This window comes from Pseudomonas sp. Y24-6 (assembly GCF_020295325.1).
Taxonomy (GTDB): domain Bacteria; phylum Pseudomonadota; class Gammaproteobacteria; order Pseudomonadales; family Pseudomonadaceae; genus Aquipseudomonas; species Aquipseudomonas gregormendelii.
In genome coordinates, this window is sequence record NZ_JACBXG010000008.1 from 53,877 (window position 1) to 78,510 (window position 24,634).

17 protein-coding genes and 2 riboswitches are annotated in these 24,634 nt (G+C 62.2%); of the genes, 10 read left to right on the forward strand and 7 right to left on the reverse strand.

Translation table 11 applies throughout. The features are described 5' to 3' along the window. Positions 1 to 53: 53 nt before the first annotated feature. The gene (gene metH, locus HYI44_RS16465) at positions 54 to 3,764 is read right to left on the reverse strand and encodes a methionine synthase (RefSeq protein WP_225569917.1); all 3,711 of its coding nucleotides are present in this window, start codon (positions 3,762 to 3,764) and stop codon (positions 54 to 56) included. Between the two features lie 155 nt (positions 3,765 to 3,919). Here metH and HYI44_RS16470 point away from each other — a divergent pair, with 155 nt between their 5' ends. The 3 genes from HYI44_RS16470 to nfuA all read left to right on the forward strand — a co-directional run bounded on the left by HYI44_RS16470 (position 3,920) and on the right by nfuA (position 8,005). Next, positions 3,920 to 6,205: a fatty acid cis/trans isomerase gene (locus HYI44_RS16470; protein ID WP_122840642.1), complete on the forward strand. Its 2,286-nt coding sequence runs from the start codon at positions 3,920 to 3,922 to the stop codon at positions 6,203 to 6,205. Positions 6,206 to 6,328: 123 nt separating this feature from the next. Beyond that, on the forward strand, positions 6,329 to 7,363 hold the full coding sequence (locus tag HYI44_RS16475; protein ID WP_225569918.1) for an acyltransferase family protein: 1,035 nt from the start codon (positions 6,329 to 6,331) through the stop codon (positions 7,361 to 7,363). A 57-nt stretch (positions 7,364 to 7,420) separates the two neighbouring features. Next, on the forward strand, positions 7,421 to 8,005 hold the full coding sequence (gene nfuA, locus HYI44_RS16480) for a Fe-S biogenesis protein NfuA (protein WP_045057579.1): 585 nt from the start codon (positions 7,421 to 7,423) through the stop codon (positions 8,003 to 8,005). Positions 8,006 to 8,080: 75 nt separating this feature from the next. Here the strand turns inward: nfuA and cobM are convergent, their stop codons facing one another. From cobM to HYI44_RS16500, 4 genes are all read right to left on the reverse strand, one after another. Beyond that, positions 8,081 to 8,833: a precorrin-4 C(11)-methyltransferase gene (gene cobM / locus HYI44_RS16485; protein ID WP_122840640.1), complete on the reverse strand. Its 753-nt coding sequence runs from the start codon at positions 8,831 to 8,833 to the stop codon at positions 8,081 to 8,083. A gap of 80 nt (positions 8,834 to 8,913) precedes the next feature. Then, positions 8,914 to 9,327 (reverse strand): cobalamin biosynthesis protein, encoded by a 414-nt coding sequence (locus HYI44_RS16490; RefSeq protein ID WP_225569919.1) that lies wholly within the window; start codon positions 9,325 to 9,327, stop codon positions 8,914 to 8,916. After that, complete coding sequence (locus tag HYI44_RS16495; RefSeq protein WP_225569920.1) at positions 9,324 to 10,031, reverse strand: CbtA family protein; 708 nt, start codon at positions 10,029 to 10,031, stop codon at positions 9,324 to 9,326. The genes HYI44_RS16490 and HYI44_RS16495 overlap by 4 nt, the downstream gene beginning before the upstream one ends. Before the next feature lie 11 nt (positions 10,032 to 10,042). Continuing rightward, entirely contained in the window at positions 10,043 to 10,234 is a 192-nt protein-coding gene (locus HYI44_RS16500) for a CbtB domain-containing protein (protein WP_045057575.1), read from the reverse strand. Between the two features lie 118 nt (positions 10,235 to 10,352). Further along, positions 10,353 to 10,582: riboswitch (cobalamin riboswitch) on the reverse strand. A 190-nt stretch (positions 10,583 to 10,772) separates the two neighbouring features. Continuing rightward, positions 10,773 to 10,987: riboswitch (cobalamin riboswitch) on the forward strand. Positions 10,988 to 11,086: 99 nt separating this feature from the next. Here HYI44_RS16500 and cobW point away from each other — a divergent pair. The 4 genes from cobW (at position 11,087) to HYI44_RS16520 (ending at position 17,710) form a co-directional block, all read left to right on the forward strand. Beyond that, complete coding sequence (gene cobW, locus HYI44_RS16505) at positions 11,087 to 12,148, forward strand: cobalamin biosynthesis protein CobW (protein WP_122840637.1); 1,062 nt, start codon at positions 11,087 to 11,089, stop codon at positions 12,146 to 12,148. A 3-nt stretch (positions 12,149 to 12,151) separates the two neighbouring features. Then, positions 12,152 to 15,979: a cobaltochelatase subunit CobN gene (gene cobN / locus HYI44_RS16510; RefSeq protein WP_225569921.1), complete on the forward strand. Its 3,828-nt coding sequence runs from the start codon at positions 12,152 to 12,154 to the stop codon at positions 15,977 to 15,979. A gap of 67 nt (positions 15,980 to 16,046) precedes the next feature. After that, positions 16,047 to 17,045, forward strand: a complete 999-nt coding sequence (locus tag HYI44_RS16515; protein ID WP_201147996.1) for an ATP-binding protein — start codon at positions 16,047 to 16,049, stop codon at positions 17,043 to 17,045. Next, on the forward strand, positions 16,970 to 17,710 hold the full coding sequence (locus HYI44_RS16520) for a vWA domain-containing protein (RefSeq protein ID WP_225569922.1): 741 nt from the start codon (positions 16,970 to 16,972) through the stop codon (positions 17,708 to 17,710). Before HYI44_RS16515 ends, HYI44_RS16520 begins: the two co-directional genes overlap by 76 nt. A gap of 125 nt (positions 17,711 to 17,835) precedes the next feature. Here the strand turns inward: HYI44_RS16520 and poxB are convergent, their stop codons facing one another. Both poxB and HYI44_RS16530 read right to left on the reverse strand, forming a co-directional pair. Further along, positions 17,836 to 19,560, reverse strand: a complete 1,725-nt coding sequence (gene poxB / locus HYI44_RS16525; protein ID WP_225569923.1) for a ubiquinone-dependent pyruvate dehydrogenase — start codon at positions 19,558 to 19,560, stop codon at positions 17,836 to 17,838. Between the two features lie 86 nt (positions 19,561 to 19,646). Further along, a complete protein-coding gene (locus HYI44_RS16530; RefSeq protein WP_225569924.1) occupies positions 19,647 to 21,194 on the reverse strand; it encodes an MFS transporter in 1,548 nt (515 codons plus the stop codon). Between the two features lie 103 nt (positions 21,195 to 21,297). Between HYI44_RS16530 and HYI44_RS16535 the strand changes: the two genes are divergently transcribed. The 3 genes from HYI44_RS16535 to HYI44_RS16545 all read left to right on the forward strand — a co-directional run bounded on the left by HYI44_RS16535 (position 21,298) and on the right by HYI44_RS16545 (position 24,629). Further along, positions 21,298 to 22,194 carry a LysR family transcriptional regulator gene (locus tag HYI44_RS16535; protein ID WP_225569925.1) on the forward strand — a complete coding sequence of 299 codons (897 nt, stop codon included), beginning with the start codon at positions 21,298 to 21,300 and terminating at the stop codon, positions 22,192 to 22,194. A 323-nt stretch (positions 22,195 to 22,517) separates the two neighbouring features. Then, complete coding sequence (locus HYI44_RS16540) at positions 22,518 to 24,077, forward strand: TerC family protein (protein ID WP_225569926.1); 1,560 nt, start codon at positions 22,518 to 22,520, stop codon at positions 24,075 to 24,077. Between the two features lie 162 nt (positions 24,078 to 24,239). Then, positions 24,240 to 24,629, forward strand: a complete 390-nt coding sequence (locus tag HYI44_RS16545; RefSeq protein WP_225569927.1) for a RidA family protein — start codon at positions 24,240 to 24,242, stop codon at positions 24,627 to 24,629. Positions 24,630 to 24,634 lie beyond the last annotated feature (5 nt).

The following is a 24,634-nucleotide window of genomic DNA, read 5'->3' on the forward strand; positions in this document are numbered from 1 at the left end:
AGATCGCAGCCCGATGACCTGTAGGAGCTGCCGCAGGCTGCGATCTGTAGATCTTAGTTGTCATAACCCAGGTTCGGTGCCAGCCAGCGCTCGGTCACGCTGAGCTCCTGGCCTTTGCGTGAGGTGTAACTCTGCACCTGGTCCTTGTCGATCTTGCCCACGGCAAAGTACTGCGCCTGCGGATGGGCGAAGTACCAGCCGCTGACTGCAGCAGCCGGGAACATTGCGTAGTGCTCGGTGAGAAACACGCCGCTGCGGCCGGCCTGCATTTCGCTGGCTTCAGGGTCGAGCAGGCTGAACAGCGTACTTTTCTCGGTGTGATCAGGGCACGCCGGGTAGCCCGGCGCAGGGCGGATGCCGGTGTACTGCTCCTTGATCAGTGCCTCGTTGTCGAGGGTCTCGTCCTTGGCATAACCCCAATAATCCTTGCGCACCTGCTGGTGCAGCCACTCGGCGCAGGCCTCGGCCAGGCGGTCGGCCAAGGCCTTGACCATGATCGAGTTGTAATCGTCGCCGGCGTCCTGGTAAGCCTTGGCCACTTCTTCGGCACCGATGCCGGCAGTGGTGATAAACCCGCCGACGTAGTCGGTGATCTCGCTGTCCTTGGGCGCCACGAAGTCGGCCAGGGAGAAGTTTGGTTTGCCGTCGGTCTTGATGATCTGCTGGCGCAAGTGATGCAGCTTGGCCAACGGCTTGCCGTCATCGCCGTAGACTTCGATGTCGTCGTCGCGCACCTGATTGGCCGGCCAGAAGCCGAACACCGCACGGGCACTGATCAGCTTTTCGTTGATCAGCTTGTCCAGCATCTCCCGGGCATCCGCGTAGAGCGCAGTGGCGGCTTCACCCACGACTTCGTCGGTGAGGATACGCGGAAACTTGCCGGCCAGGTCCCAGGAAATGAAGAACGGCGTCCAGTCGATGTATTCGGCCAGCACCTTCAAATCGATATTATCCAGCACCCGGGCACCGGTGAACGTCGGTGTGACCGGCGTGTAGGTGCTCCAGTCGAACTGCGGCTTCTTGGCGATCGCCGCCGGGTAGCTCAGGCGTTCAGTGCGGGCGCTGCGGTTGGCGGTGCGTTCGCGAACCTCGACGTAGTCCTGGCGAGTCTTCTCGACGAAAGCCGGTTTCAACTCCTTGGACAACAACTGGGTCGCCACGCCCACGGCGCGGGAGGCGTCGGTGACATAAATCACCGCGTCATTGCTGTACTTGGGCTCGATCTTCACCGCCGTGTGTGCCTTGGAGGTAGTGGCGCCACCGATCATCAGCGGCAGGTGGAAATCCTGGCGCTGCATTTCACGGGCTACGTGGACCATCTCGTCCAGCGACGGGGTGATCAGGCCGGACAGGCCGATGATGTCGCACTTCTGCTCCCTGGCCACCTGGAGGATTTTCTCCGCCGGCACCATGACGCCCAGGTCGACGATGTCATAGCCGTTGCAACCCAGGACCACGCCGACGATGTTCTTGCCGATGTCATGCACGTCGCCCTTGACCGTGGCCATCAGGATCTTGCCCTTGGCTTCGGGCTTGTCGCCTTTTTCCAGTTCGATAAACGGAATCAGGTGGGCTACGGCCTGCTTCATCACCCGGGCGGATTTCACCACTTGCGGCAGGAACATCTTGCCGGCGCCGAACAGGTCGCCAACGATGTTCATGCCGGACATCAGCGGCCCTTCGATCACTTCGATCGGGCGGGCGAACGACAGGCGCGACTCTTCGGTGTCCTCGACGATGTGGGTGGTGATGCCCTTGACCAGTGCGTGCTCCAGGCGCTTGTTGACGTCCCAGCCGCGCCACTCTTCGGTCTCGGCTTCCTTGACGCTGCCGTCGCCCTTGTACTTGTCGGCGATGGCGAGGAGGGCGTCGGTGCCTTCCGGGGTACGGTTGAGCACGACGTCCTCCACGGCGTCACGCAGTTCGGCCGGGATCTGGTCATAGATCTCCAGCTGGCCGGCGTTGACGATGCCCATGCTCAGGCCGTTGCGGATCGCATACAACAGAAACACCGAGTGGATGGCCTCGCGCACCGGGTTGTTGCCCCGGAACGAGAACGACACGTTGGACACGCCGCCCGACGTCAGCGCATACGGCAGCTCGTCTCGGATGTAGGCGCAGGCGTTGATGAAGTCCACGGCATAGTTGTTGTGTTCTTCGATACCGGTAGCCACGGCGAAGATGTTCGGGTCGAAGATAATGTCTTCCGGCGGGAAGCCGACTTCGTTGACCAGAATGTCGTAGGAGCGCTTGCAGATTTCCTTCTTGCGCGCTTCGGTGTCAGCCTGGCCGGCTTCGTCGAAGGCCATCACGACCACCGCCGCACCGTAGCGCTTGCACAGCTTGGCGTGATGCATGAACTGCTCGACGCCTTCTTTCATGCTGATCGAGTTGACGATGCCCTTGCCCTGGATGCATTTCAGGCCGGCCTCGATCACTTCCCATTTCGAGGAGTCGATCATGATCGGGACGCGGGAGATGTCCGGTTCACCGGCAATCAGATTGAGGAAGGTCACCATCGCCTTCTTCGAATCGAGCATCCCTTCGTCCATGTTGATGTCGATCACCTGGGCGCCGGCCTCGACCTGCTGCAGGGCGACTTCCAGGGCTTCGGTGTAGTTGTCTTCACGAATCAGGCGGGCGAACTTTGCCGAGCCGGTGATATTGGTGCGCTCGCCGACGTTGACGAACAGCGAGCTGCGATCGATGGTGAACGGCTCAAGCCCGGAAAGGCGGCACGCCTTGGGAATGTCCGGAATCTGCCGCGGCGCATATCCCGCCACGGCCTTGGCGATGGCTTCGATGTGGCCCGGGGTGGTGCCGCAGCAGCCGCCGACGATGTTGAGAAACCCGCTCTGGGCGAACTCTTCGATGACCTTGGCGGTTTGCGCTGGCAGCTCGTCGTACTCGCCGAACTCGTTGGGTAGCCCGGCGTTCGGGTGCGCGGAGACGTGGGTGCCTGCCTTGTTCGACAGCTCCTCCAGGTACGGGCGCAACTCGCTGGCGCCGAGGGCGCAGTTCAGGCCAACCGATATCGGCTTGGCGTGGGCCACGGAGTTCCAGAAGGCTTCGGTGGTCTGGCCCGACAAGGTGCGGCCAGAGGCGTCGGTAATGGTGCCGGAGATCATGATCGGCAACTCGATGCCCAGCTCCTCGAACACCCCCTGCACGGCAAAGATCGCGGCCTTGGCGTTCAAGGTATCGAAGATGGTTTCGATCAGGATCAAGTCGCTGCCACCCTCGATCAGGCCTTTGGCCGCCTCGGTGTAGTTTTCCACCAGTTCATCGAAGGTCACGTTGCGGTAGCCGGGGTTGTTCACGTCCGGCGACAGCGAGCAGGTGCGACTGGTCGGCCCGATCACGCCAGCGACGAAGCGCGGCTTGTCCGGGGTTTCCAGGGTCTTGGCATCAGCCACCTTGCGCGCCAGGCGTGCGCCTTCTACGTTTAACTCGTATGCCAGGCCCTGCATGCCGTAATCGGCCAGGGATACCTGGGTGGCATTGAAGGTGTTGGTTTCGAGGATGTCGGCGCCGGCATCCAGGTAGGCTTTTTCGATCGAGCCGATCACGTCCGGGCGAGTCAGCACCAGCAGGTCATTGTTACCCTTGACGTCGCTCGGCCAGTCTGCAAAGCGCTTACCCCGGTAATCCTGCTCCTCGAGCTTGTAGCTCTGGATCATGGTGCCCATGCCGCCATCGAGAATCAGGATGCGCTCTTTGAGGGCGTGCTTGAGAGCTTGAAGGCGAACACTGCGATCGGACATGTGGACTACTCGGAAAGACCATTACGAAGGGCCGGGATCATAGCAAACCTGCGCGCTTTTAGAGCATGTACCGGTTTTGCATGAATATCGTTCATGTTGGTGATAGCCCCGTGCCGGTAGAATCGCGGCGTTTTCTCATGATCGGGACCAGGGACATGTCGTATCGCTTCGTCACCAGCATGATTGTGCTGTGTTTGAGCTGGGGCGCTGCGGCGCAGGAGCCGGCCATTTCCTATACCCGGGATATTCAACCGATCTTCACCGAAAAGTGCGTGGCCTGCCACGCCTGCAATGACGCCGCCTGTCAGTTGAACCTGGGCAGCGGCGAGGGCGCGGCACGGGGCGCGAGCAAGACCCCGGTCTACGACGGCGAACGCACCAGCGCGGCCGCGCCAACCCGGCTGTATTATGATGCGTTCGGCAAGCAGGCCTGGCAGCAGAAGGGCTTCTATTCGGTGCTTGACGCCCAGGCGAGCCAGGCTTCCCTGATGGCGCGGATGCTGGAACTGGGCCACCGCACGCCGTTGCAGCCCAATGCCAAACTGCCCGAGGAGATCGCGCTTGGCCTGAACCGGGCCAACATGTGTGCCATGCCGGGCGAATTCGACGGCTACGCCGGTGCCCACCCCAAAGAGGGCATGCCGCTCGCAGTGACAGGCCTGACCGACCAGCAATACCAGACGCTTCAACGCTGGCTGGCCTCGGGTGCGCCCATTGATGAGCAAGGCCTGCAGCCGTCCTCCCGGGAAGCATTGCAGGTGCTGCAGTGGGAAAACCTGCTCAATGCGCCGGGTGCCCGGGAAAGCCTGGTGGGGCGCTGGTTGTTCGAACACTGGTTCCTGGCCCACCTGTACTTCAAGGACGGCGAGCCCGGGCACTTTTTCCAGTGGGTGCGCTCGCGAACACCCACCGGCCAGCCCATCGACCTGATCAAGACCCGGCGTCCCAACGACGATCCCGGGACCCAGGTGTATTACCGCCTGCGGCCCGTGCAAGGGGTGATCGTGCACAAGACTCACATCAGCTACCCGTTGAGCGCGCCGAAGATGGCCCGGGTCAAGAGCCTTTTCTACACCGGTAACTGGCAGGTCAACGCCTTGCCCGGCTATGGCCCTGAACGGCGGGCCAATCCGTTCAGTACCTTCGAAGCGATCCCGGCCCAGGCGCGCTATCAGTTCATGCTCGATAACGCCGAGTACTTCGTGCGCACCTTTATTCGCGGTCCGGTGTGCCGTGGCCAGATTGCCACCGACGTGATCCGCGATAACTTCTGGGCACTGTTCCAGGCGCCGGAGCACGACCTCTACATCACCGACCCCAACTATCGCGGCCAGGCCACGCCGCTGCTGGCGATGCCCGGGCAGGACGATGACGTCGGCAGTGTGCTGACCCTGTGGCACGACTACCGCAATAAACGCAATGAGTACGAAGCCTTGCGCCGCGACAGTTATGCCGACGCGCCGGCGCCGAGCTGGTCGACGTTGTGGGCGGGCAATGACAATGCGTTGCTGAGCATCTTCCGCCATTTCGACAGCGCGTCGGTGACCAAGGGCTTGATTGGCGAAGTGCCGCAAACGATGTGGCTGTTCGATTATCCGCTGCTGGAACGCACCTATTACCAGCTGGCGGTCAACTTCGACGTGTTCGGCAACGTGTCGCACCAGGCGCAGACGCGGCTGTATTTCGACCTGATCCGAAATGGCGCCGAGCAGAACTTCCTGCGCCTGATGCCCGCCGATTCCCGGGAGGGCTACCTCGACGACTGGTATCAGAACAGCGGCAAAATCAAGATGTGGCTGGATTACGAGAGCATCGACGACGACAAGGACACTGCGCTCAAGCTCGATGAAAAGGACCCCAAGCGTGACTTTGCCCGGCAGTTGCTGGCCCGCTACGGCGACCTCGACGCCAGCCCCGACCCGATCAATCGCTGTGAGGGCGCGTATTGCTCGCGCCCCAACATCGACCCGGACTTGCAGAATGCCGATCAAGCCTTGAGCCGCTTGACCTCGCGCCCGGCCGCCGGGCTGAGGGTCATCGACCTGTTGCCGGAAGCCACCCTGTTGCGCGTGCAGAGTGCCAGCGGTCAGCGTGAGGTCTACAGCCTGCTGCGCAATCGCGCCCACAGCAACGTCGCGTTTCTGCTGGGCGAGTCACTGCGTTATCAACCCGGCCTGGACACCCTGACCATTTTTCCAGGTGTGTTGAGCAGCTATCCGAATTTCATCTTCAACATTCCTGCCGACCAGGTGCCAGCTTTCGTTGATGCCATGGAGAATGCCAAGGACGCCAACCGCCTGGAGAAAATCATCCAGCGCTGGGGCATCCGCCGCAGCCATCCGCAGTTCTGGCAGTACTTTCACGACTTGAGCCGGTATGTGCACGAGACCCAGCCGGAGGAAGAGGGCGTGCTGGACATGAACCGCTACGAGAATCTTTGATAGACCTTTGCCGACGCGGCGTTGTCCGATCTACAAGGCACACTGATGTCCCTGTGTGAGCGAGCCTGCTCGCTGCCACAGGTCGATTGCGGTGGTATGTGGATGTTCAACGGAGGGCAATCAATGCTGATTTCTGTACAGGCATTACGCGCTCTGGCCGCCTGGACGGTGGTTTGCCACCATTTCATGCAGATATTCTTCGACTTCAAGGCCCGTGGCCCGATCGGGCAGATGTTCATCGACAAAGGCGCGGTGGGCGTCGATATTTTCTTTGTGATCAGCGGCCTGGTGATCTTCCTGTCCACCGAAGGCAAAGCACTGCCGCCCGGAAAATTTCTGCTGTACCGACTGTTTCGCATCGTTCCGGCCTACTGGTTCTACACCCTGTTGATGGCGCTACTGGTGGTGTTCGCCCAACCCCTGCTGCCAGACCAGACCGTTGACTGGTCGCACTTCCTCCTGTCCCTGCTGTTCGTTCCCAGCGAAAATCCCGGTGGCTACGGCATTTATCCGACACTCAATGTCGGCTGGACCCTCAACTACGAAATGCTCTTCTACGTGCTGTTCGCCTGGGCGCTGTTGTTCCGCCTGCAGGTGAGGCTGCTGGTGGTTGCGGCGTTATTGTTCGCGGTGTGCCAGGCATGGACGGGCTATGGCTGGGTCAGCCAGTTTTATCGCTCGGACATCGTCTACGAGTTCCTGCTGGGGATCGCCATCGGCATGCTGCACCGCCGCGGCTGGATCCGCCCGGGCCTGTGGCTGCCACTGGTGGGCATCAGCGGCGCGTTGCTGATGATCTACCATTCGCCCCCGCAACCGCGATTTCTGGTCTGGGGCCTGCCAAGCGCGGTGCTGGTCATGGCGTGCATGGCGCTTGAGCGTTTCTTTGAACACAATCGAACGCTCAAGCTATTGGGCGATTGTTCCTACTCGGTGTACCTGATGCATGTGCTGGTGCTGTCCGCAGGTGGTTTTATCGCACAACGGTATGGTGTGAACCCCTACGTCATGTTTGTGCTGTGCGTACTGGCGATCGCCGTGGGCTCCTGGGCCAGCTACCACTGGGTGGAAAAATCCAGCTATCGGTGGCTTAAACAGCGTGTTGATGGCAAATCCGGGGCCCAACCGTCGCCGGCTCTTTCCCGACAAAAATACTAGGACTTTGTCCCGCGCGTTGATTGGCGTAAACTGCGCCCAAGCCTGCGAGGAGTTTCCATGACCGCTATTACCATCACTGACGCCGCCCACGATTATCTGGCTGATCTGCTCTCCAAGCAGAACACCCCGGGTATCGGCATTCGCGTCTTTATCACCCAGCCCGGCACCCAGTACGCCGAAACCTGCATTGCCTACTGCAAGCCGGGCGAAGAAAAACCTGAAGACACGGCGCTGGGGCTCAAGAGCTTCACCGCTTACATCGATTCGTTCAGCGAAGCGTTCCTGGACGACGCGGTAGTCGACTACGCCACCGACCGCATGGGCGGCCAGTTGACCATCAAGGCACCCAACGCCAAGGTGCCGATGGTCAACGCCGACAGCCCGATCAACGAGCGCATCAACTACTACCTGCAAACCGAGATCAACCCGGGCCTCGCCAGCCACGGCGGCCAGGTCAGCCTGATCGATGTGGTCGACGACGGCATCGCCGTCCTCAAGTTTGGTGGCGGTTGCCAGGGCTGCGGTCAGGCAGACGTGACCTTGCGCGAAGGCATCGAGCGCACCTTGCTCGAGCGTGTGCCAGAGCTCAAGGGCGTGCGCGATGTGACTGACCATACGCAGAAAGAAAACGCCTACTACTAAGTAAGGTGTTCGCTGCGCAAGCGAAAAACGGCACCCGTGAGTGCCGTTTTTTTATGCCTGAAGCCAAAAGACCTTCTATTCTCGAGGCCTGTACAGATGCGCATGCCCCGCACGATACAGCGAAGACTCGCTGAACTGATCACTGCCCAACACCCGACCCACCAGAATCAGCGCTGTACGCCGAAAGCCCTTGGCTTCAGCCTTCCCGGCGATATCTGCCAAAGTCCCCACCACCCAGTCCTGGTCCGGCCAGCTCGCCCGGTGAATCACCGCGATCGGGCAATCGGCACCGTAATGCGGGATTAATTCCAACACGATCTTGCGCAGGTGGCTGACCCCCAGGTGGATCGCCATGGTCGCGCCATGTTGTGCCAGGCTGGCCAGTTCTTCACCGGCCGGCATCGCCGTCTTGTCGGCGTAGCGGGTCAGAATCACGCTCTGGGAAACGTCCGGCAGGGTCAATTCAGCACCCAAGAGCGCGGCACAGGCTGCCGTGGCCGTCACCCCGGGAACGATCTCAAAGGGAATGTCCAGCTCGCGCAGGTGGCGAATCTGTTCGCCGATGGCGCCATACAGGCTCGGATCGCCGGAATGCACCCTTGCCACATCCTGGCCCTTGGCGTGGGCGGCCTTGATCAGTTCGATGATCTGTTCCAGGTGCAGTTCGGCACTGTTGACCACCTGCTCAGCGTGGTGGCCTTCCAGCACGGCGGCGGGGACCAGCGAGCCGGCATAAATGATGACGGCGCAGCTGCGAATCAGGCGCTGGCCTTTGACGGTGATCAGTTCCGGGTCGCCGGGGCCGGCGCCGATGAAGTAGACGGTCATCGTCGTATCCTGTGAAAAAGCGACATGGGCAGGCTTCAGATGAAGATTGCTCATGATCAGACATGGGATTATCGGGGATTTTAAACGGCGCGGGCCAATGCGAGGGTGGCCTGGGCGTATTTTTGTCGTGAAATCAACAATTTTGCCGGTGTGCGGGCCAACTGTTCGGCCAGGGCGAGGGCAGCGCTTTCAGCGATTCCATAGCAGCCGGTACGTTCGAAGGCGATGTCCGAGTGATGGCTGAGCTGGCCCTGATACCTGGCCAGTGCCTCACTGCTGAAAAACTGCACCTCAAGCCCAAGCTGGACGCCGAGCTCAATCAGGCCTGGCTCTTCACGCTTGAGGTCAATGCTGGCCAAGGCACTGATCTGCTCGAGCTCGATAGAGTGGGCCTGCAGCGCCTGGTCCAGCAGCGCCCGCAGCGTGCTGACAGGGCAGCCACGCTGGCAGCCAAGGCCGACGACCAGCGTCGGCACTCTGCCAGCTTGGGTCATGCCGGGTAATGATCCGGATTTTTGCGCCGGAACAGCCAGGCGCTGATCAGGCCCAGTGCCAGCCAGAACGCCACGTTGGTCAACTGCGAAGCGATTTTGAACTGGGTTTCCAATGCCTCTGGCGCGAGCATCGAATGCACCTGGGGTTGTGGTGCCCCGATCACGTGTGGCACGGCCAGGATCGCCACGCCAAGGACCTTCATCAACCAGTGACGGCTGAAGACGATCAAGGCAATGCCGACCGCTGTGGAAGCGGCTGTACCAATCCACCAGATCTGCCGCTGGGTCAGGTCGGCTGCTGCAGTGCCCGGCAATTCAGGCGGCAGGCCCAGGGTTGGCGCCAGGACGAAGGTCGCGTAGCCGGCCAGGCCCCAGAGCAGGCCCTGGGACGTGCGAGTTGGCGCGCGCAGGGTGTAGAGGCCGGCCAGCATCAAGGCGAAACCCACGGCGACCACCAGGTTGCCGCCAGTGGTCGACAGCAGGCGTTGCCAACCGTTTTCCGGTTCCCAGGCTTCAGCGTCGTGGCTGTGCGCTGCGGTAGCGCCGGCTGCGTGTTCGTGGACTTGAACCGTGGCAGGTTCGGATTGTTCGTAGGTTTCCGCCTGCAGAATCAGCGGAGAGACCCAGAGGCTTTGCAGCAGGGTCAGCAGCAGGGCGGCCAGCAACCCGGTAAAACCTGCGGTTTGCGCGATACGCTTGATCATCTGGGCAGGTCTCAGTGGCACGGGAACGCGGAGCTGTGACGGGTATCGTGCGCCGCGTTGTGCACCGCCTCGATGTGCGAGAAACCGGCAAAATACACCAGGCCGGCGCCCAGGATCGACGCGAAAACAGCGGCGGTCAGGCGTTGGGTCAGGGTCGTGGTACTGCTGGTGGTACGGCTACCGGTGGTGCTGATGGTCGACATGGCGCTTCCCTCTGGTCTGTCAGCGGGGTTATGGAGCGCATGGCAAACCCCTGCGAACGGGCACGCAGAGGCTCAAACAGCGCCCGCCCACCGCGGGTTTGTTGGTCGGCGAACCTGATGTTCGCCATGTGTTGCGGGCCGGTCTCCGGGCTCGCGAGGGGTGCGGGCTTGCGCCTGTACCTGCAAGAGTCGCCTTCCCATGCCGTACTGCTGGCACAGTGGATCTGACTCTTCGCTCGCTTACCGTTGCGGGGGCAGCACCGGACTGACATGAGCTTCTAGTAAAGCACATGATTCACCGGTTTCCCGTTTCACCCTGTGAAGGGCACCCGTAACAAGTTGCGTAGGAGAGCATGGGGCGGGGATTGGCGTCAATTGGCAGAGGTTCTCAATTGGGGATTGGCCCGGGTAGGAGCTGCCGAAGGCTGCGATCTTTTGATCTGGCTGTTTGACAGACAATCAAGTGATCGCAACCTTCGGCAGCTCCTGCAGGGGATAGCGTTTACCGCAGGAGCATTGACCCGCCCCGATACGATGCGTAGCCTTGCGCTTTCGAGGTTCTTCGGCGTTGGCCGAAGCTAAGAAGGGAACGCGGTCAATGCCGCGGCTGCCCCCGCAACTGTGAACGGTGATGTTCGCTGCCACGCCACTGCAACACCTGTGCAACGGGTTCGCGGGAAGGCGCAGCGAATGCCAGGCTGAATGCCCGGCACGCCGTCAGCCAGGAGACCTGCCTCGATACAGATTCTCACTACAACCGGGCGGGGTGATCCGGTGGCGAACTCTCCCGCGCGCGCTCCAGTCGCAGCGATTGTCGTCCCGTATGCCCGCCACCTTGCCAAAGGGCATCCGATGAAAACACTGGCCAAACTTCCCGTCACCATCGTCACCGGCTTCCTTGGCTCGGGCAAGACCACCTTGCTGCGGCACATGCTCGACAACGCCCAGGGCCGGCGCATCGCGGTCATCGTCAACGAGTTTGGCGAGCTGGGTATCGACGGCGAAATCCTCAAGCAGTGCTCGATCGGTTGCACTGAGGAAGAAGCCAGCGGGCGCGTCTATGAACTGGCCAACGGATGCCTGTGCTGCACCGTCCAGGAAGAATTCTTCCCGGTGATGCGCGAGTTGGTGGCCCGCCGCGCTGACCTCGACCACATTCTGATCGAAACCTCCGGGCTGGCCCTGCCCAAGCCCCTGGTGCAAGCCTTCCAGTGGCCGGAAATCCGTAGCGCCTGTACCGTCGATGCCGTGATCACCGTGGTCGACAGTCCGGCCGTGGCGGCGGGCACCTTTGCCGCCTTCCCTGACCAGGTTGACGCCCAGCGCAAACTCGACCCGAACCTGGATCACGAGTCGCCACTGCACGAGCTGTTCGCCGACCAGTTGGCCAGCGCCGACCTGGTCATCCTCAACAAGGCCGACCTGATCAGCCCGGAAGACCTGGCCCGGGTGCGCCTGGAAGTCGCCGAGGAACTGCCGCCAGCGGTCAAGGTCATCGAAGCCAGCAGCGGTCGTGTGCCCCTGGACGTGCTGATTGGCCTGGGTGCCGGTTCCGAAGAACACATCGACAGCCGTCACAGCCATCACGATCATCACCACGAAGGTGAAGACGATCACGATCACGACGCCTTCGATTCGATCTCCATCGAACTGCCCCAGTCGGATGAAAGCCTGCTGCTGGACGCCCTGACGCAACTCGTAGTCAAGCACGGCATCCTGCGGGTCAAGGGTTTCGCAGCTATTGCGAATAAACCGATGCGCCTGCTGATCCAGGGCGTGGGCACGCGTTTCGACAAGCATTTCGACCGTCAATGGGGCGCCGATGAAGCGCGCACCACCCGCCTGGTGCTGATCGGCCAGGAGCTGGACGCCGCCCAACTCGAAGCACAACTGCGCGCCGCGCTCAGCGTATAAGCCATGCACCTGCTCAGGACCCAGCCCGGCGGTTTCGTTTCGGATGACAATATTGCCGATCTTGGACAGACCCCTGCGGAGCTGGTGATCCTGTGCAGCGGCGACTCCAGCCTGGCGTTGCTCGCCGAAGCCGCGCAGCAGTTGCCCGACGACTATCCAAGCGTGCGCCTGGCCAATCCGATGCAGGTGCAGAATCATGCCTCGGTCGACCTGTATGTCGATGAAGTGCTGCGCCATGCCAAGGTGATTCTGATCTCGCTGCACGGCGGAATCGCCTATTGGCGTTATGGCGTCGAGCGCCTGGTGCAATTGTCCGAACGGGGCGTGCAACTGATTCTGGTGCCAGGCGATGACCGTCCCGACCCGGAACTCAGCGACCTCAGTACCGTGGGCGCCGAAGACCGCGACCGGCTCTGGCAGTTTCTACGCCAGGGCGGTCTGGGCAATGCCCTGGATTTCTTTCGCTGCCTGGCCAGTCGTTGGCTGGAACGCGACTACCCCTGGGCCGAGCCGCAGGCTTTGCCACGCACCGCGATCTACCATCCGCACCGAAGTCCAGCTGTACTAGCCGATTGGCATGCCGACTGGCAGGCCGGTCAGCCCGTGGCCGCCGTGCTGTTTTATCGCTCGCACCTGCAGGCGGCCAATACCGCCTTCATCGATATTTTCTGCCAGCGCTTGCAGGCGGCGGGATTGAACCCGCTGCCGATCGCCGTGGCCAGTCTGAAAGAACCCGGCTGCCTGGCGGTGGTCGAGGACTGGCTGGACGAAGTCAGCGCCTCGGTCATTCTCAACACCACCGGCTTTGCCCAGTCGAGCCCCGAAGCGCCGCATATCCGGCCGTTTCGCCGCAATATCCCGGTGATCCAGGCCATCTGCGCCCAGGATAACGAGGCCGGATGGCAAGCCAGCGACCAGGGTCTCGGCCCGCGGGACCTGGCGATGCACATTGCGCTGCCGGAACTGGACGGGCGGATCATCAGCCGACCGATCAGCTTCAAGGACCTGGCGTGGCGCAGCGAGCGCAGCCAGTCCGACGTGGTGTGCTACCGCGCGCAACCTGAACGAATGGATTTCGTCGCTGAACTGGCGCGGCGCTGGACCGATCTGGCCCGAGTACCCAACCGCGAAAAACGCATTGCGCTGATCCTGGCCAACTACCCGACCCGCGATGGTCGCATCGGCAATGGCGTCGGGCTCGATACGCCGGCGGCGGCGCTGAATATCCTGCGCGCTTTGCGCCAGGAAGGTTATCCGCTGCCGGATCAACTGCCGGAAAACGGCACCGCGCTGATCCAGCAACTGCTCGGCGGCGTCAGCAATGACCTCGACACTATTGATCAGCGTCCATGCCAGCAAAGCCTCGGGCTGGATGACTACCTGGTGATGTTCAACGCGCTGCCCGAGGCCAACCGGCTGGCCGTGCTGCAGCGTTGGGGGGCGCCAGAAAAGGACCCGAAGTTCCGCAGCGGCCGGATGATGATCGCCGGCCTGCGTTTTGGCCTGACCTTTGTCGGCATTCAACCGGCTCGGGGGTATCAGGTTGACCCTAGCGCGGTGTACCACGACCCGGACCTGGTGCCGCCGCACGGCTATCTCGCGTTCTATTTCTGGTTGCGCAACACCTACGGTGCCCACGGTGTGATTCACGTCGGCAAGCATGGCAACCTCGAATGGCTTCCGGGCAAGGGTGTCGGGCTGTCGCAGCATTGCTGGCCGGACGCGCTGCTCGGGCCGTTGCCGAACATCTATCCCTTCATCGTCAATGACCCGGGCGAGGGCGCCCAAGCCAAGCGGCGCACCCAGGCAGTGATCATCGATCACCTGATGCCGCCGCTGACCCGCGCCGAAACCTATGGCCCGCTGCGCAACCTGGAGCTGCTCGCCGACGAGTACTACGATGCGCAGCTGCTCGACCCCCGTCGGGCGCGGGAGCTGCAACGCGACATCCTGCAACTGGTGCGCGACAGCCATCTCGACCGTGAGCTGCAGCTGGACGAACAGCTGGACAGTGATGCCGACGCGGCCATCTGGCTGCCGCGCCTGGACACCTATCTGTGTGATCTGAAGGAGTCGCAGATCCGCGACGGCCTGCACATCTTCGGCGAGTCGCCGAGCGGGCGGTTGCGCATCGACACCTTGCTGGCGTTGCTGCGTATTCCTCGTGGTGATGGACGCGGTGCCCAGTCGAGCGTGTTGCGGGCGCTGGCGAAAGCGTTCGAATTGGGCTTTGACCCGCTGGATTGTGCATTGGCCGAGCCTTGGACCGGGCCGCGTCCCATTGAACTGCAATCCATCAATGATGATACATGGCGCACGGCGGGCGACACCCGCGAACGCCTGGAACTGTTCGCCACTCAACTGATCGAGCAGACCACCTGTGGGAGCGGGCTTGCTCGCGAATACGCAGTGTCAGTCAACCTTGATTTGCCTGGCACAGCGTATTCGCTCCCGCCAGGTGAGAACTGGGGGCAAGTGTCGGCCATCCTCGACCACCTGCGCGAAGCCGTCGCCCCCCGCCTGGACGCCTGCGGCCCGGCAGAGATGCGCGGACTGCTCGATGCATTGAACGGCCGCTTCGTCCCCGCCGGCCCAAGCGGAGCACCCAGCCGTGGACGACTGGACGTGCTGCCCACGGGTCGCAACTTCTACTCGGTAGACGTACGCAACCTGCCGACCACCACCGCCTGGCGCATCGGCTTCCAGTCGGCCAACCTGATCCTGGAACGCCATCTGCAAGACCATGGCGATCACCTGCGCCAGATCGGCCTGTCGGTCTGGGGCACTGCGACCATGCGCACCGGTGGCGACGATATCGCCCAGGCGATGGCCCTGATGGGCGTGCGACCGGTGTGGGCCACCGGCAGCCAGCGGGTTGACGACTTTGAAATTCTGCCAGTGAGCCTGCTGGACCGCCCTCGGGTGGACGTCACGTTGCGGGTGTCGGGGTTCTTCCGCGATGCGTTCGCCAATCTGATCCGGCTGTTCGATGCCGCCGTGCAAGCGGTTGCCGAACTCGACGAGCCCGACGACCTCAACCCACTGGCTGCCAAGGTGCGTGCCGAGCGGGAAACCCTGTTGCTGGCGGGTCTCGACCAGGAGGCTGCGCGCCGCCAGGCAGGGTGGCGTATTTTCGGGGCGAAACCGGGGGCCTATGGTGCTGGCGTGCAGGGCGCGGTCGAGGGTCGCTTGTGGCAAAGCCGCGAAGACCTGGCCGAGGTTTACCTGAACTGGGGCGGCTACGCCTATGGCGGTTCAGACGAAGGAACGGCCGCCCGGGCACAGTTCGCCCAGCGCCTGAGTCAGGTCCAGGCTGTGGTGCAAAACCAGGACAACCGTGAGCACGATTTGCTCGATTCCAACGACTACTATCAGTTCCAGGGCGGTATGCTCGCTGCCGTCGAAAGCCTGAGCGGGGAAGCGGCGGCCAGTTATCACGGCGATCACAGCCAGCCCGATCTGCCGAAAATCCGCACCCTCAAGGAAGAACTCAACCGGGTTATTCGCTCCCGCGCAGCCAATCCCAAGTGGATCGACGGGGTGAAGCGCCACGGTTATAAAGGCGCGTTCGAAATGGCGGCAACCGTCGACAACCTGTTCGCCTTCGACGCCACCACGCAGTTGATTGACGATCACCAGTACGCGTTGCTCGCCGATGCTTACCTGCTGGACCCGGCGACCCGCGAGTTTGTGCGCGAGCACAATCCCCATGCCCTGCGCGACATGACCGAGCGCATGCTCGAGGCGCAGCAGCGCGGCATGTGGAAAGAGCCCGGCGAGTACCAGGAGGCACTGGAGAATCTGCTGCTGGACATTGAAGAAGATACTTGAGACTGCCATTACCCCCCTGTAGGAGTGAGCCTGCTCGCGATACTGCGACCATGACCGAGACTGACTAATGACTGAAACACCGCATTTTCCTTTATCCGCCGTGGTCGGCGCCGACGATCTGAAGCTCGCCCTGTGCCTCACCGCCATCGACCCGAAGATCGGCGGCGTGTTGATCGAAGGCCCCCGGGGCATGGCCAAGTCCACCCTGGCCCGTGGCCTGGCGGACCTGCTTGCCAGCGGCCTGTTCGTCACGCTGCCGCTGGGTGCGACAGAAGAGCGCCTGGTCGGCACTCTAGATCTTGATGCGGCACTGAACGAAGGCCGCGCGCGATTTTCGCCAGGGGTCCTGGCCAAGGCCGACGGCGGCGTATTGTATGTCGATGAAGTCAACCTGCTGCCCGATCACCTGGTGGACCTGTTGCTCGACGTGGCGGCCAGCGGCATCAACCTGATAGAACGCGATGGCATCTCCCATCGGCATTCGGCGAAATTCGTCCTGATTGGCACCATGAACCCTGAAGAAGGCGAGCTGCGTCCGCAGTTGCTCGATCGCTTCGGCCTGAACGTTGCTCTCGGTGGCCATACTGTACCCACCGAACGCGGCGAAATCATTCGCCGGCGCCTGGCGTTTGATCATGATCCCGCGGCGTTTTGCGCCGAATGGGAAGCCGCCCAGCATGCCTTGCGCGAGCGTTGTGAGCAGGCCCGGAGTGTACTGGCCAGCATTCCTCTGGATGACCAGGCCTTGGGCAAAATCACTGAGCGCTGCTTCGCTGCCGGCGTCGATGGCTTGCGCGCTGATCTCGTTTGGTTGCGTGCCGCCCGGGCCCACGCGGCCTGGCGCGGTGCGCAAGGGATAGGCGAAGAAGATATTGAAGCGGTTGCCGAGTTCGCCCTGCGCCATCGTCGGCGCGAACACACACCACCCGCGCCGCAAGCAAGCCAGCCACCCACAAGCCAGGGTTCGCAGCCAGGCGAAGGGCAGGGGCAATGGGGCCAAATGCCCGCCCAGGCATTGCCGACTGGCGCTCGCCGCGAAGTACCGAGCTGGCCAAAAAAGCCCTAGGCATTCGCCCTCGATCTGCAGCGGGGGCGAATGCCAAAGCCCGCGCCGGACATCTCGACAGCGGCAAGCAAGGCCCGCAGCGGGTGACGCGCGAAGGTTCGGTCAACTGGCCGGGCACCTTGCTCAATGGGCGCCCGCGCCAGCGTGCTGACCTGCAGTTCCAGGCGCGCACTCGCTCGCCCCATGAACTGTGGCTGGTGATCGTCGATGCCTCTGCGTCCACTCGTCGCCACCAGGCACTGAGTGATGCCAAGGGTTTGCTCGCGCAGGTGTTCGATGATGCCTATCGCCAGCGTGCGCGGCTGGCGCTGCTGACCGCCAGCGGTACGACCCCGACCTGGCAGGTACAAGGTTTAAAGGCGTCCAGCGGTTTGCACGCCTGGCTGGATCAATTGGGTGCCGGAGGCGGCACACCTTTGCTGGCAGCACTGTCCGAGGCGGAACAATGGCTGGCTACCCGTCAAAAGCGCTTGCCCGCCGAGCAACAGCGGCTATTGCTGGTCACCGATGGGCGGTTGAAGGAGTGGCCAATACTCACGTCGCTCAAGTGCCCCGGGCTGCTGATCGACATAGAGCGCGGCCCGATTCGCTTGGCACGAGCGAAACAATTGGCCGCAGACTTAACCATCGACTACCGCCACATCGACGAACTGGTCCCCCTGTAGGAGCTGCCGAGAGAAACGAGGCTGCGATCTTTTAATCTCGTGGCCTGACCGGTTCATCCCGCCGCCCCGTGTCATCGTTTACGACCATCGCTGGCAAGCCAGCTCCTAAAGGGCGTAACCGGCCCTCAACGAAACAGATTAGTCCGCGCCAACTCGATCACCTCATCCCCACGCCCGCTCATCACCGCCTTGAGCATGTACAAACTGAAACCCTTGGCCTGCTCCAGCTTGATGGTCGGCGGCATCGCCAGTTCCTGGGTTGCGGTCACCACGTCCACCAGTACCGGCCCGTCATGCGCCAGTGCCCGACGCAATGCCGCGTCCAGGTCTTCGCTGGCCTCGACGCGAATCCCGAGGATGCCCATCGCGTTGGCCATCGCCGCGAAATCCGGATTGTGCAGGTCGGTGCCCGTATCCAGCAGCCCGCTGGACTTCATTTCCATCGCGACAAAGCCCAGGGAGGCATTGTCATAGACGATGATTTTCACTGGCAACCTGAGTTGCGCCAGGGAAATGAAATCCCCCATCAGCATGCTGAAACCACCGTCACCCGACAGGGAAATCACCTGGCGGTCCGGGAAGGCTGCCTGTGCGCCGATCGCTTGCGGCATCGCGTTGGCCATAGAACCGTGGTTGAAGGAGCCAAGCAGGCGTCGTTGGCCATTCATCTTCAGGTAGCGTGCAGCCCACACCGTTGGCGTGCCGACGTCAGCCGTGAAAATCGCGTCTTCGTCTGCCAGTTCACTGAGCAGGCGGGTCAGGTACTGCGGGTGGATCGGACGCCCTGGCGCCGACGGCTGGGCCAGGTCGTCCAGGCCCTGGCGGGCTTTTGCGTAATGCTTGAGTGACGACTCCAGGAAGCTTCGATCAGCCCGATAGGGCAGGCGTGGCAACAGGGCCGCGAGCGTCTCGCTGACGTCGGCAACTATGCCCAGGTCCAGGGCCGTGCGCCGCCCGAGGGCTTGCGGGTCGTGGTCGATCTGGATGATGGTTGCGTCGGTGGGATAGAACTGGCGATAGGGAAAGTCGGTGCCGAGCATCACCAGGGTGTCGCAGTTGAGCATGGCGTGGTAACCGGAGCTGAAACCAATCAGGCCGGTCATGCCCACGTCGAACGGGTTGTCCCACTCCACGTGTTCCTTGCCGCGCAAGGCATGCACCACTGGCGCGCCAAGGGCGTCGGCCAAGGCCACCACTTGATCATGGGCGCCCGCGCAGCCGGCACCGCACATCAGGGTAACGGCCTTGCTTTGGCTCAATAGTTCGACCAGTCGATCGAGGTCATGGGGCGCCGGCAGGATGCGCGGTTGGGCGAGCGCGGGCCAGGGCTTGAAGGCGTCGTCAACTTCCTGCAACGCCACGTCACCGGGAATCACCACCACCGCCACGCCGCGGTTGAGGATTGCGCTGCGCATCGCCCGGTGCAGCACTTGGGGCATCTGCGCCGGGTTGCTCACCAGTTCGACGAAATGGCTGCACTCCTTGAACAGTTCCTGGGGATGGGTTTCCTGAAAGTAATTAAGGCCGACCTCCGACGATGGGATCTGGGCGGCAATCGCCAGCACGGGCACGTGGTTCCTGTGGCAGTCGAACAACCCGTTGATCAAATGCAGATTACCCGGCCCGCAACTGCCGGCGCACACCGCCAGTTCGCCAGTGACCGCCGCGTCGGCACCGGCGGCGAAGGCGGCGACCTCCTCATGGCGCACGTGCATCCACTCGATACTGTCCATGGTGCGCAGCGCTTCGGTCAGGCCGTTGAGGCTGTCGCCCGTCAGGCCCCAGATGCGCTTGACGCCGGCCTGTTCAAGGGTGGTTGCCAGTTGCTGGGCAAGGGTGATTTTCGCCATGGGGTACTCCGTTTTCCAAAAATCGAGCGATGAGTTGTCCTCGGGTTAAAAGAGGACAACTCAATACCGGTCATGACTCCCCCTGTTTATTTCGCGCTCAGGGACAAACCGCTTTGCGCCGGAATCGGGTGACGCATCAAGGTGCCGACTACCAGCGCGCCCAATCCCGCTAATAGCCCGGCAACCAGCAACAACAAGCTGAAACCACTGATGAATGCCTGACGGGCCAGAGGCTCCACCAACGTGCGAGCGGCCTCGGGCAGCAGGCTCATGGCTGCCGGCATGTCCCCGGCGACCACTCTCGAGCTGATACCTTGGGTATGCTCCAGCCATTGCGGAGCCTGGTTCGCCAGTTCAGCGTGCAAAACCTGCGAGGAGTGGCTCGACAGCAGGGCACCGTACACGCCGATCGCCAGGACGATGGCGCTGAAGCGCATGGTGGTGCTCATGCCCGATGCCATCCCCGTGCGCTCGCGGGGCACGCACGCCATGATGTTTTTCTGTGTGTCGCCATTGAGTAACCCGGCGCCAGCACCGGTGACTGCAATCGCCAGGGCAAAAGGCAGGTAGCTGGCGCTGCTGACGGCCAACGCGCTCAACAGGTTGCCGCTGGCGACCAGGGCCAGCCCGGTCGCCATCAAAGCGCCCGGCGTAAATTGAGTGGCCAGGCGCGCGCCGACCTTCGGGAAAATCAGCATGGTCGCGGCAAACGGCAACATGCCCAGACCCGAACTGATGGCAGATAAGCCGAGGCCGTTCTGCAGATAAAACGGTAGCAGCGTCATCATCACCTGGGCGCAACCGGCGTAGGCGAACATGCCAAGCAGGGCGCCGATAAAGCGCGGGTGGCGGAGCAGTTGCAGGTCGACCATCGGCCGTTGCTGCATGCGCTCGATGAGCACAAACGCCCCCATCAATAAAGCGCCGCCGATGAGCCGGGCGTAGGTCAGCGGATTGCTCCAGCCAATGCGGTTAGCCTCGATCAGCCCCCAGATCAGGCACAGCAGGCTGGCACTGAAGGCCAGGCTCCCCCAAGGGTCCAGACGAGCGGACTGCGGGTCGCGCGATTCGGGAACAGCGCGCCACACCATCACCATCAGGAACGCTCCCACCGGCAGATTGAGGTAGAAAATCCAGCGCCAGCCAATGGTTTCCGTGATCAGCCCGCCGAGGGTCGGTGCGGCTGTCATCGCCACGCCCATGCAGGCACCCCAGAACGCCCAGGCCTTGGCCCGTTCCACTTCATCGTGAAAGGTATGGCCGATGGACGCCAGGGCCGAGGTCAGGAGCAGCGCTGCGCCAACGCCCTTGATCGCCCGCGCGATGTCCAGGACCAAAGCGCTGGGTGCGGCCCCGCAACCGATAGAGGCCAGGATAAAAATGCCCAGGCCCCACAGGAGGGTTTTCTGTCGGCCGAATCGGTCGGCGAGACTGCCCGCCGGCAGCAACAAGGCGGCGAACGCCAGCATGTAGGCGCTGACTACCCATTCGATGTCGGCAAAATTGGCCCCCAGGTCGCGGGCAATGGTAGGCAAGGTGACGGCGACGATGTTGGTGTCGAGGACGATCAATGAGCAAACACCTGAGGCTGTAAGTAACGTCAGGCGTGGGCTGACCCGGGATTTGACGAGCATGGCGGTTGTTCTCTAGGGTGGAAGTCCTTCAAGCTTATGGCTGCCAGCTGCCGTCCGCGTTAGGCGAGCGCCACGACCTCATTACCTTTGAGCTAATACGCCTATGGATATCCGCCATTTTCGTTATTTCCTGGCCGTCGCCCGTCAGCGCAACTTCACCCGCGCCGCCGAGCAACTGGGCATCGCACCGCCGACCTTGAGCCGGCAGATCCAGGATATGGAAAGCGAACTAGGCACCCGGCTGTTTAATCGCCATCAACGTGACGTCAGCCTGACCGAGGCCGGCGTCGCGCTGATGCCCGAGGCGGACGCTGCCGTGCGCCAGTTTGAGGCGGCGCAGAATAATGCCCGGCGTGCCGGCCGCGGGGACATCGGCCACATTGAATTGGGATATGTGGCCTCGGCAGTCTATTCCGGGCTCCTGCAAAAACAGGTGCAGGCCTTCACTCGCGAGTATCCGGACGTCAGCGTGAGTGTGTGCGAAAGCCCGATGGCGGCTTTACCGGTGATGGTCCTGGATGGGCGTTATGACGTCGGTTACGTGCGCTCGCCCATGACCTTGCCGGACGGCCTGGAAGCTGTGCGCCTGGATGCCGAAGGTTTTGTCCTGGCGGTGTCGGGCGAGTCGTGGCTAAGCCGGTTGCCGGTGATCAGCCCGAGGCAACTGCAGGATGAGACCTTTATTCTGCCCGAGCAGATCAGCGGTACGTTGCAGGTGGCTGCCGAGGGCGGCTTTGCGCCAAAACTGGGGGCTCAACCGGGTGGGTTGGTGGCGGTGCTGGCACTGGTGTCCCTGGGACAGGGCGTGGCCGTAGTGCCGGCATCGGTGGTCGGCCATGTGGGGTTGCCCGGGGTCTGGTATCGGCAGCTTGACGGCTGTGAGGCGAGTTCATGGTTGTCCTTGATCCATCGGCGATTTGAAAAATCTGCGGCGGTGGGCCGGTACATCGAGCAGATTCGTTGTAGGAGCGAGCTCGCTCGCGACGGTCGTCAACGATAACGCGGGAAGCCTGTCACCCTGCAGCGCCCACAGGTTTTTCGCGAGCAAGCTCGCTCCTACAGATTTTGTAATGATTTCCATGTGTAGGAAAAATAGTATTCCGCTGTACGCTTGAAATCCTTTTTTCCTGCAGGATTTGCATGAACACCCTCTCGGAGCCTCCCAGTTACCCGCTCACCCGGCGCCACCGCGCTGTCTTGATGCACGCGAAACACCCCGTCTTCCGCCCCCAGATATCCATTTCCCAAGCGTTTTTACGGCCTGTGCGCCGCGCTTTGCCGTGCCTGGCATTCTGAATCAACTGAAGAGGTAGAGAGATTTTCATGGAATGGATTGCTGATCCCACCGCGTGGCTGGGCCTGTTGACCCTGATTGTGCTGGAACTGGTACTGGGTATCGATAACCTGGTGTTTATCGCGATTCTGGCGGACAAACTGCCCCCGGAGCAGCGCGACCGCGCCCGGCTCATCGGTTTGTCCCTGGCGCTGCTGATGCGCCTGGGCCTGCTGGCCAGTATCTCCTGGCTGGTGACTCTGACGCAGCCGCTGTTCGAGGTGTTCGACAAGAGCTTCTCCGGCCGCGACCTGATCATGTTGTTCGGTGGTGTATTCCTGCTGTTCAAGGCCACCATGGAACTGCACGAGCGGCTCGAGGGCCATGTCGGCGAGCGCACGTCCAATACGGCCTACGCGATGTTCTGGCCAATCGTGGCGCAGATCGTCGTGCTCGACGCGGTGTTCTCCCTGGACGCGGTGATCACTGCCGTGGGTATGGTTGATGAACTGGCGGTGATGATGATCGCCGTGATCATTTCCATTGGCCTGATGATCGTCGCCAGCAAGCCGCTGACCCGCTTCGTCAACGCGCACCCGACAGTGATCATGCTGTGCCTGGGCTTCCTGATGATGATCGGCTTCGCGCTGACCGCCGAAGGCCTGGGCTTCCATATTCCGAAGGGCTACCTGTACGCGGCCATCGGCTTCTCGATCCTGATCGAAGTCTTTAACCAGATCGCCCGCGCTCGTCGCAAACGTTCGATGCAGGGGGTGCGGCCGATTCGCGAACGCACCGCGCATGCGGTGATGCGTTTGCTGGGCGGGCGCACGCTGGCAGCGGAGGAGGTCGACGACGAGATCGCCGACCTGCTGGACAATGGCCAGGCACCGAGTGAAGCGCTGTTCGACCGGCGCGAGCGGGTGATGATCAGCGGTGTGTTGCAGTTGGCCGAGCGGCCGATCCGCACCTTGATGACGGTCCGTGCCGACATTGATCACATCGACCTGGCGGATGACGCCGAGGCCATTCGTGCGCGGCTGATGCACTCGTCCTATTCGCGCCTGCCGCTGATTCGCGACGGCGCGGTGGACGAGCCCCTGGGCTTCGTGCACAAGAAGGAACTGCTCAAGGAATACCTGGCCGGCAACGAGCCGGACCTGGAACACCTGGCGCGCAAGACTATCAACCTGCTGGACAGCTATTCGATCCTCAATGCCCTGGAGCAGATGCGCAAGGCCTCGACTCACATTGCCTTCGTGGTCAATGAGTTCGGTGACTTCGTCGGTTTGCTGACCATGACCGACATCCTGGAATCGATTGCCGGTGAGTTGCCAGACGCCAGTGAAATCGAAGGCCCGGACGTGATCGAGGACAATGGCGGGTTCATCGTCAGTGGTGCCTTGAACCTGATGCGGGTGCGCCAGCGCACCGGTTTCGCGGCAGAACCCACCGAGGACTATCAGACCCTGGCCGGCCTGGTAGTGAGCGTGCTGGATCGCCTGCCGGCGATTGGTGACAGCCATGAGTGGGACGGCTGGCAGATGACCGTGATGGCCGTTGAGGAGCGCCGGGTGACGCGCGTGTTGCTGGTGCCTCGCAGCGTTTAATCTTGCCGGGCCCTTGAAGGCCTCATTGCGAGCAGGCTCGCTCCCGCAGATTTTGTGACCGATCACAATTTCCTGTAGGAGCGAACCTGCTTGCGATTTAATCTCTCAGCTGGCGCACGTTCAGAATCGGCGCACCCAGCATGCAGACCAGGAGAAATATTCATGAGCATCACTCGATACGGCACCGGCAGCACTGCAGGCGGCGGCCAGCCGCGGCCCTTCGCCCGCGCCGTGGAGGCCGATGGCTGGCTGTACGTGTCTGGCCAGGTCCCGGCGCTGGATGGCGAGATTATCGTCGGCGGTATCGTCGAGCAGACTCACCAGGCCATGAGGAATCTGGTCGCGATCCTCGAAGAAGCCGGTTATGGCCTGGAGGACGTGGTTCGTACCGGTGTGTGGCTGGAAGACCCGCGGGATTTCTGGAGCTTCAACAAGGTGTTTTCCGAGTACTTCAGCCCCGAACATGCCCCGGCCCGGGCGTGCGTGCAGGCGAACATGATGGTCGACTGCAAGGTCGAGATCGATTGCGTGGCCTACAGGAAAAAAGCCTGAATCGT

Excerpts from the sequence above, each read along its gene's own strand:
- metH (WP_225569917.1), bottom strand. The coding sequence starts at position 3,764 with ATGTCCGATCGCAGTGTTCGCCTTCAAGCTCTCAAGCACGCCCTCAAA.
- HYI44_RS16470 (WP_122840642.1), top strand. The coding sequence starts at position 3,920 with ATGTCGTATCGCTTCGTCACCAGCATGATTGTGCTGTGTTTGAGCTGG.
- HYI44_RS16475 (WP_225569918.1), top strand. The coding sequence starts at position 6,329 with ATGCTGATTTCTGTACAGGCATTACGCGCTCTGGCCGCCTGGACGGTG.
- nfuA (WP_045057579.1), top strand. The coding sequence starts at position 7,421 with ATGACCGCTATTACCATCACTGACGCCGCCCACGATTATCTGGCTGAT.
- cobM (WP_122840640.1), bottom strand. The coding sequence starts at position 8,833 with ATGACCGTCTACTTCATCGGCGCCGGCCCCGGCGACCCGGAACTGATC.
- HYI44_RS16490 (WP_225569919.1), bottom strand. The coding sequence starts at position 9,327 with ATGACCCAAGCTGGCAGAGTGCCGACGCTGGTCGTCGGCCTTGGCTGC.
- HYI44_RS16495 (WP_225569920.1), bottom strand. The coding sequence starts at position 10,031 with ATGATCAAGCGTATCGCGCAAACCGCAGGTTTTACCGGGTTGCTGGCC.
- HYI44_RS16500 (WP_045057575.1), bottom strand. The coding sequence starts at position 10,234 with ATGTCGACCATCAGCACCACCGGTAGCCGTACCACCAGCAGTACCACG.
- cobW (WP_122840637.1), top strand. The coding sequence starts at position 11,087 with ATGAAAACACTGGCCAAACTTCCCGTCACCATCGTCACCGGCTTCCTT.
- cobN (WP_225569921.1), top strand. The coding sequence starts at position 12,152 with ATGCACCTGCTCAGGACCCAGCCCGGCGGTTTCGTTTCGGATGACAAT.
- HYI44_RS16515 (WP_201147996.1), top strand. The coding sequence starts at position 16,047 with ATGACTGAAACACCGCATTTTCCTTTATCCGCCGTGGTCGGCGCCGAC.
- HYI44_RS16520 (WP_225569922.1), top strand. The coding sequence starts at position 16,970 with ATGGGGCCAAATGCCCGCCCAGGCATTGCCGACTGGCGCTCGCCGCGA.
- poxB (WP_225569923.1), bottom strand. The coding sequence starts at position 19,560 with ATGGCGAAAATCACCCTTGCCCAGCAACTGGCAACCACCCTTGAACAG.
- HYI44_RS16530 (WP_225569924.1), bottom strand. The coding sequence starts at position 21,194 with ATGCTCGTCAAATCCCGGGTCAGCCCACGCCTGACGTTACTTACAGCC.
- HYI44_RS16535 (WP_225569925.1), top strand. The coding sequence starts at position 21,298 with ATGGATATCCGCCATTTTCGTTATTTCCTGGCCGTCGCCCGTCAGCGC.
- HYI44_RS16540 (WP_225569926.1), top strand. The coding sequence starts at position 22,518 with ATGGAATGGATTGCTGATCCCACCGCGTGGCTGGGCCTGTTGACCCTG.
- HYI44_RS16545 (WP_225569927.1), top strand. The coding sequence starts at position 24,240 with ATGAGCATCACTCGATACGGCACCGGCAGCACTGCAGGCGGCGGCCAG.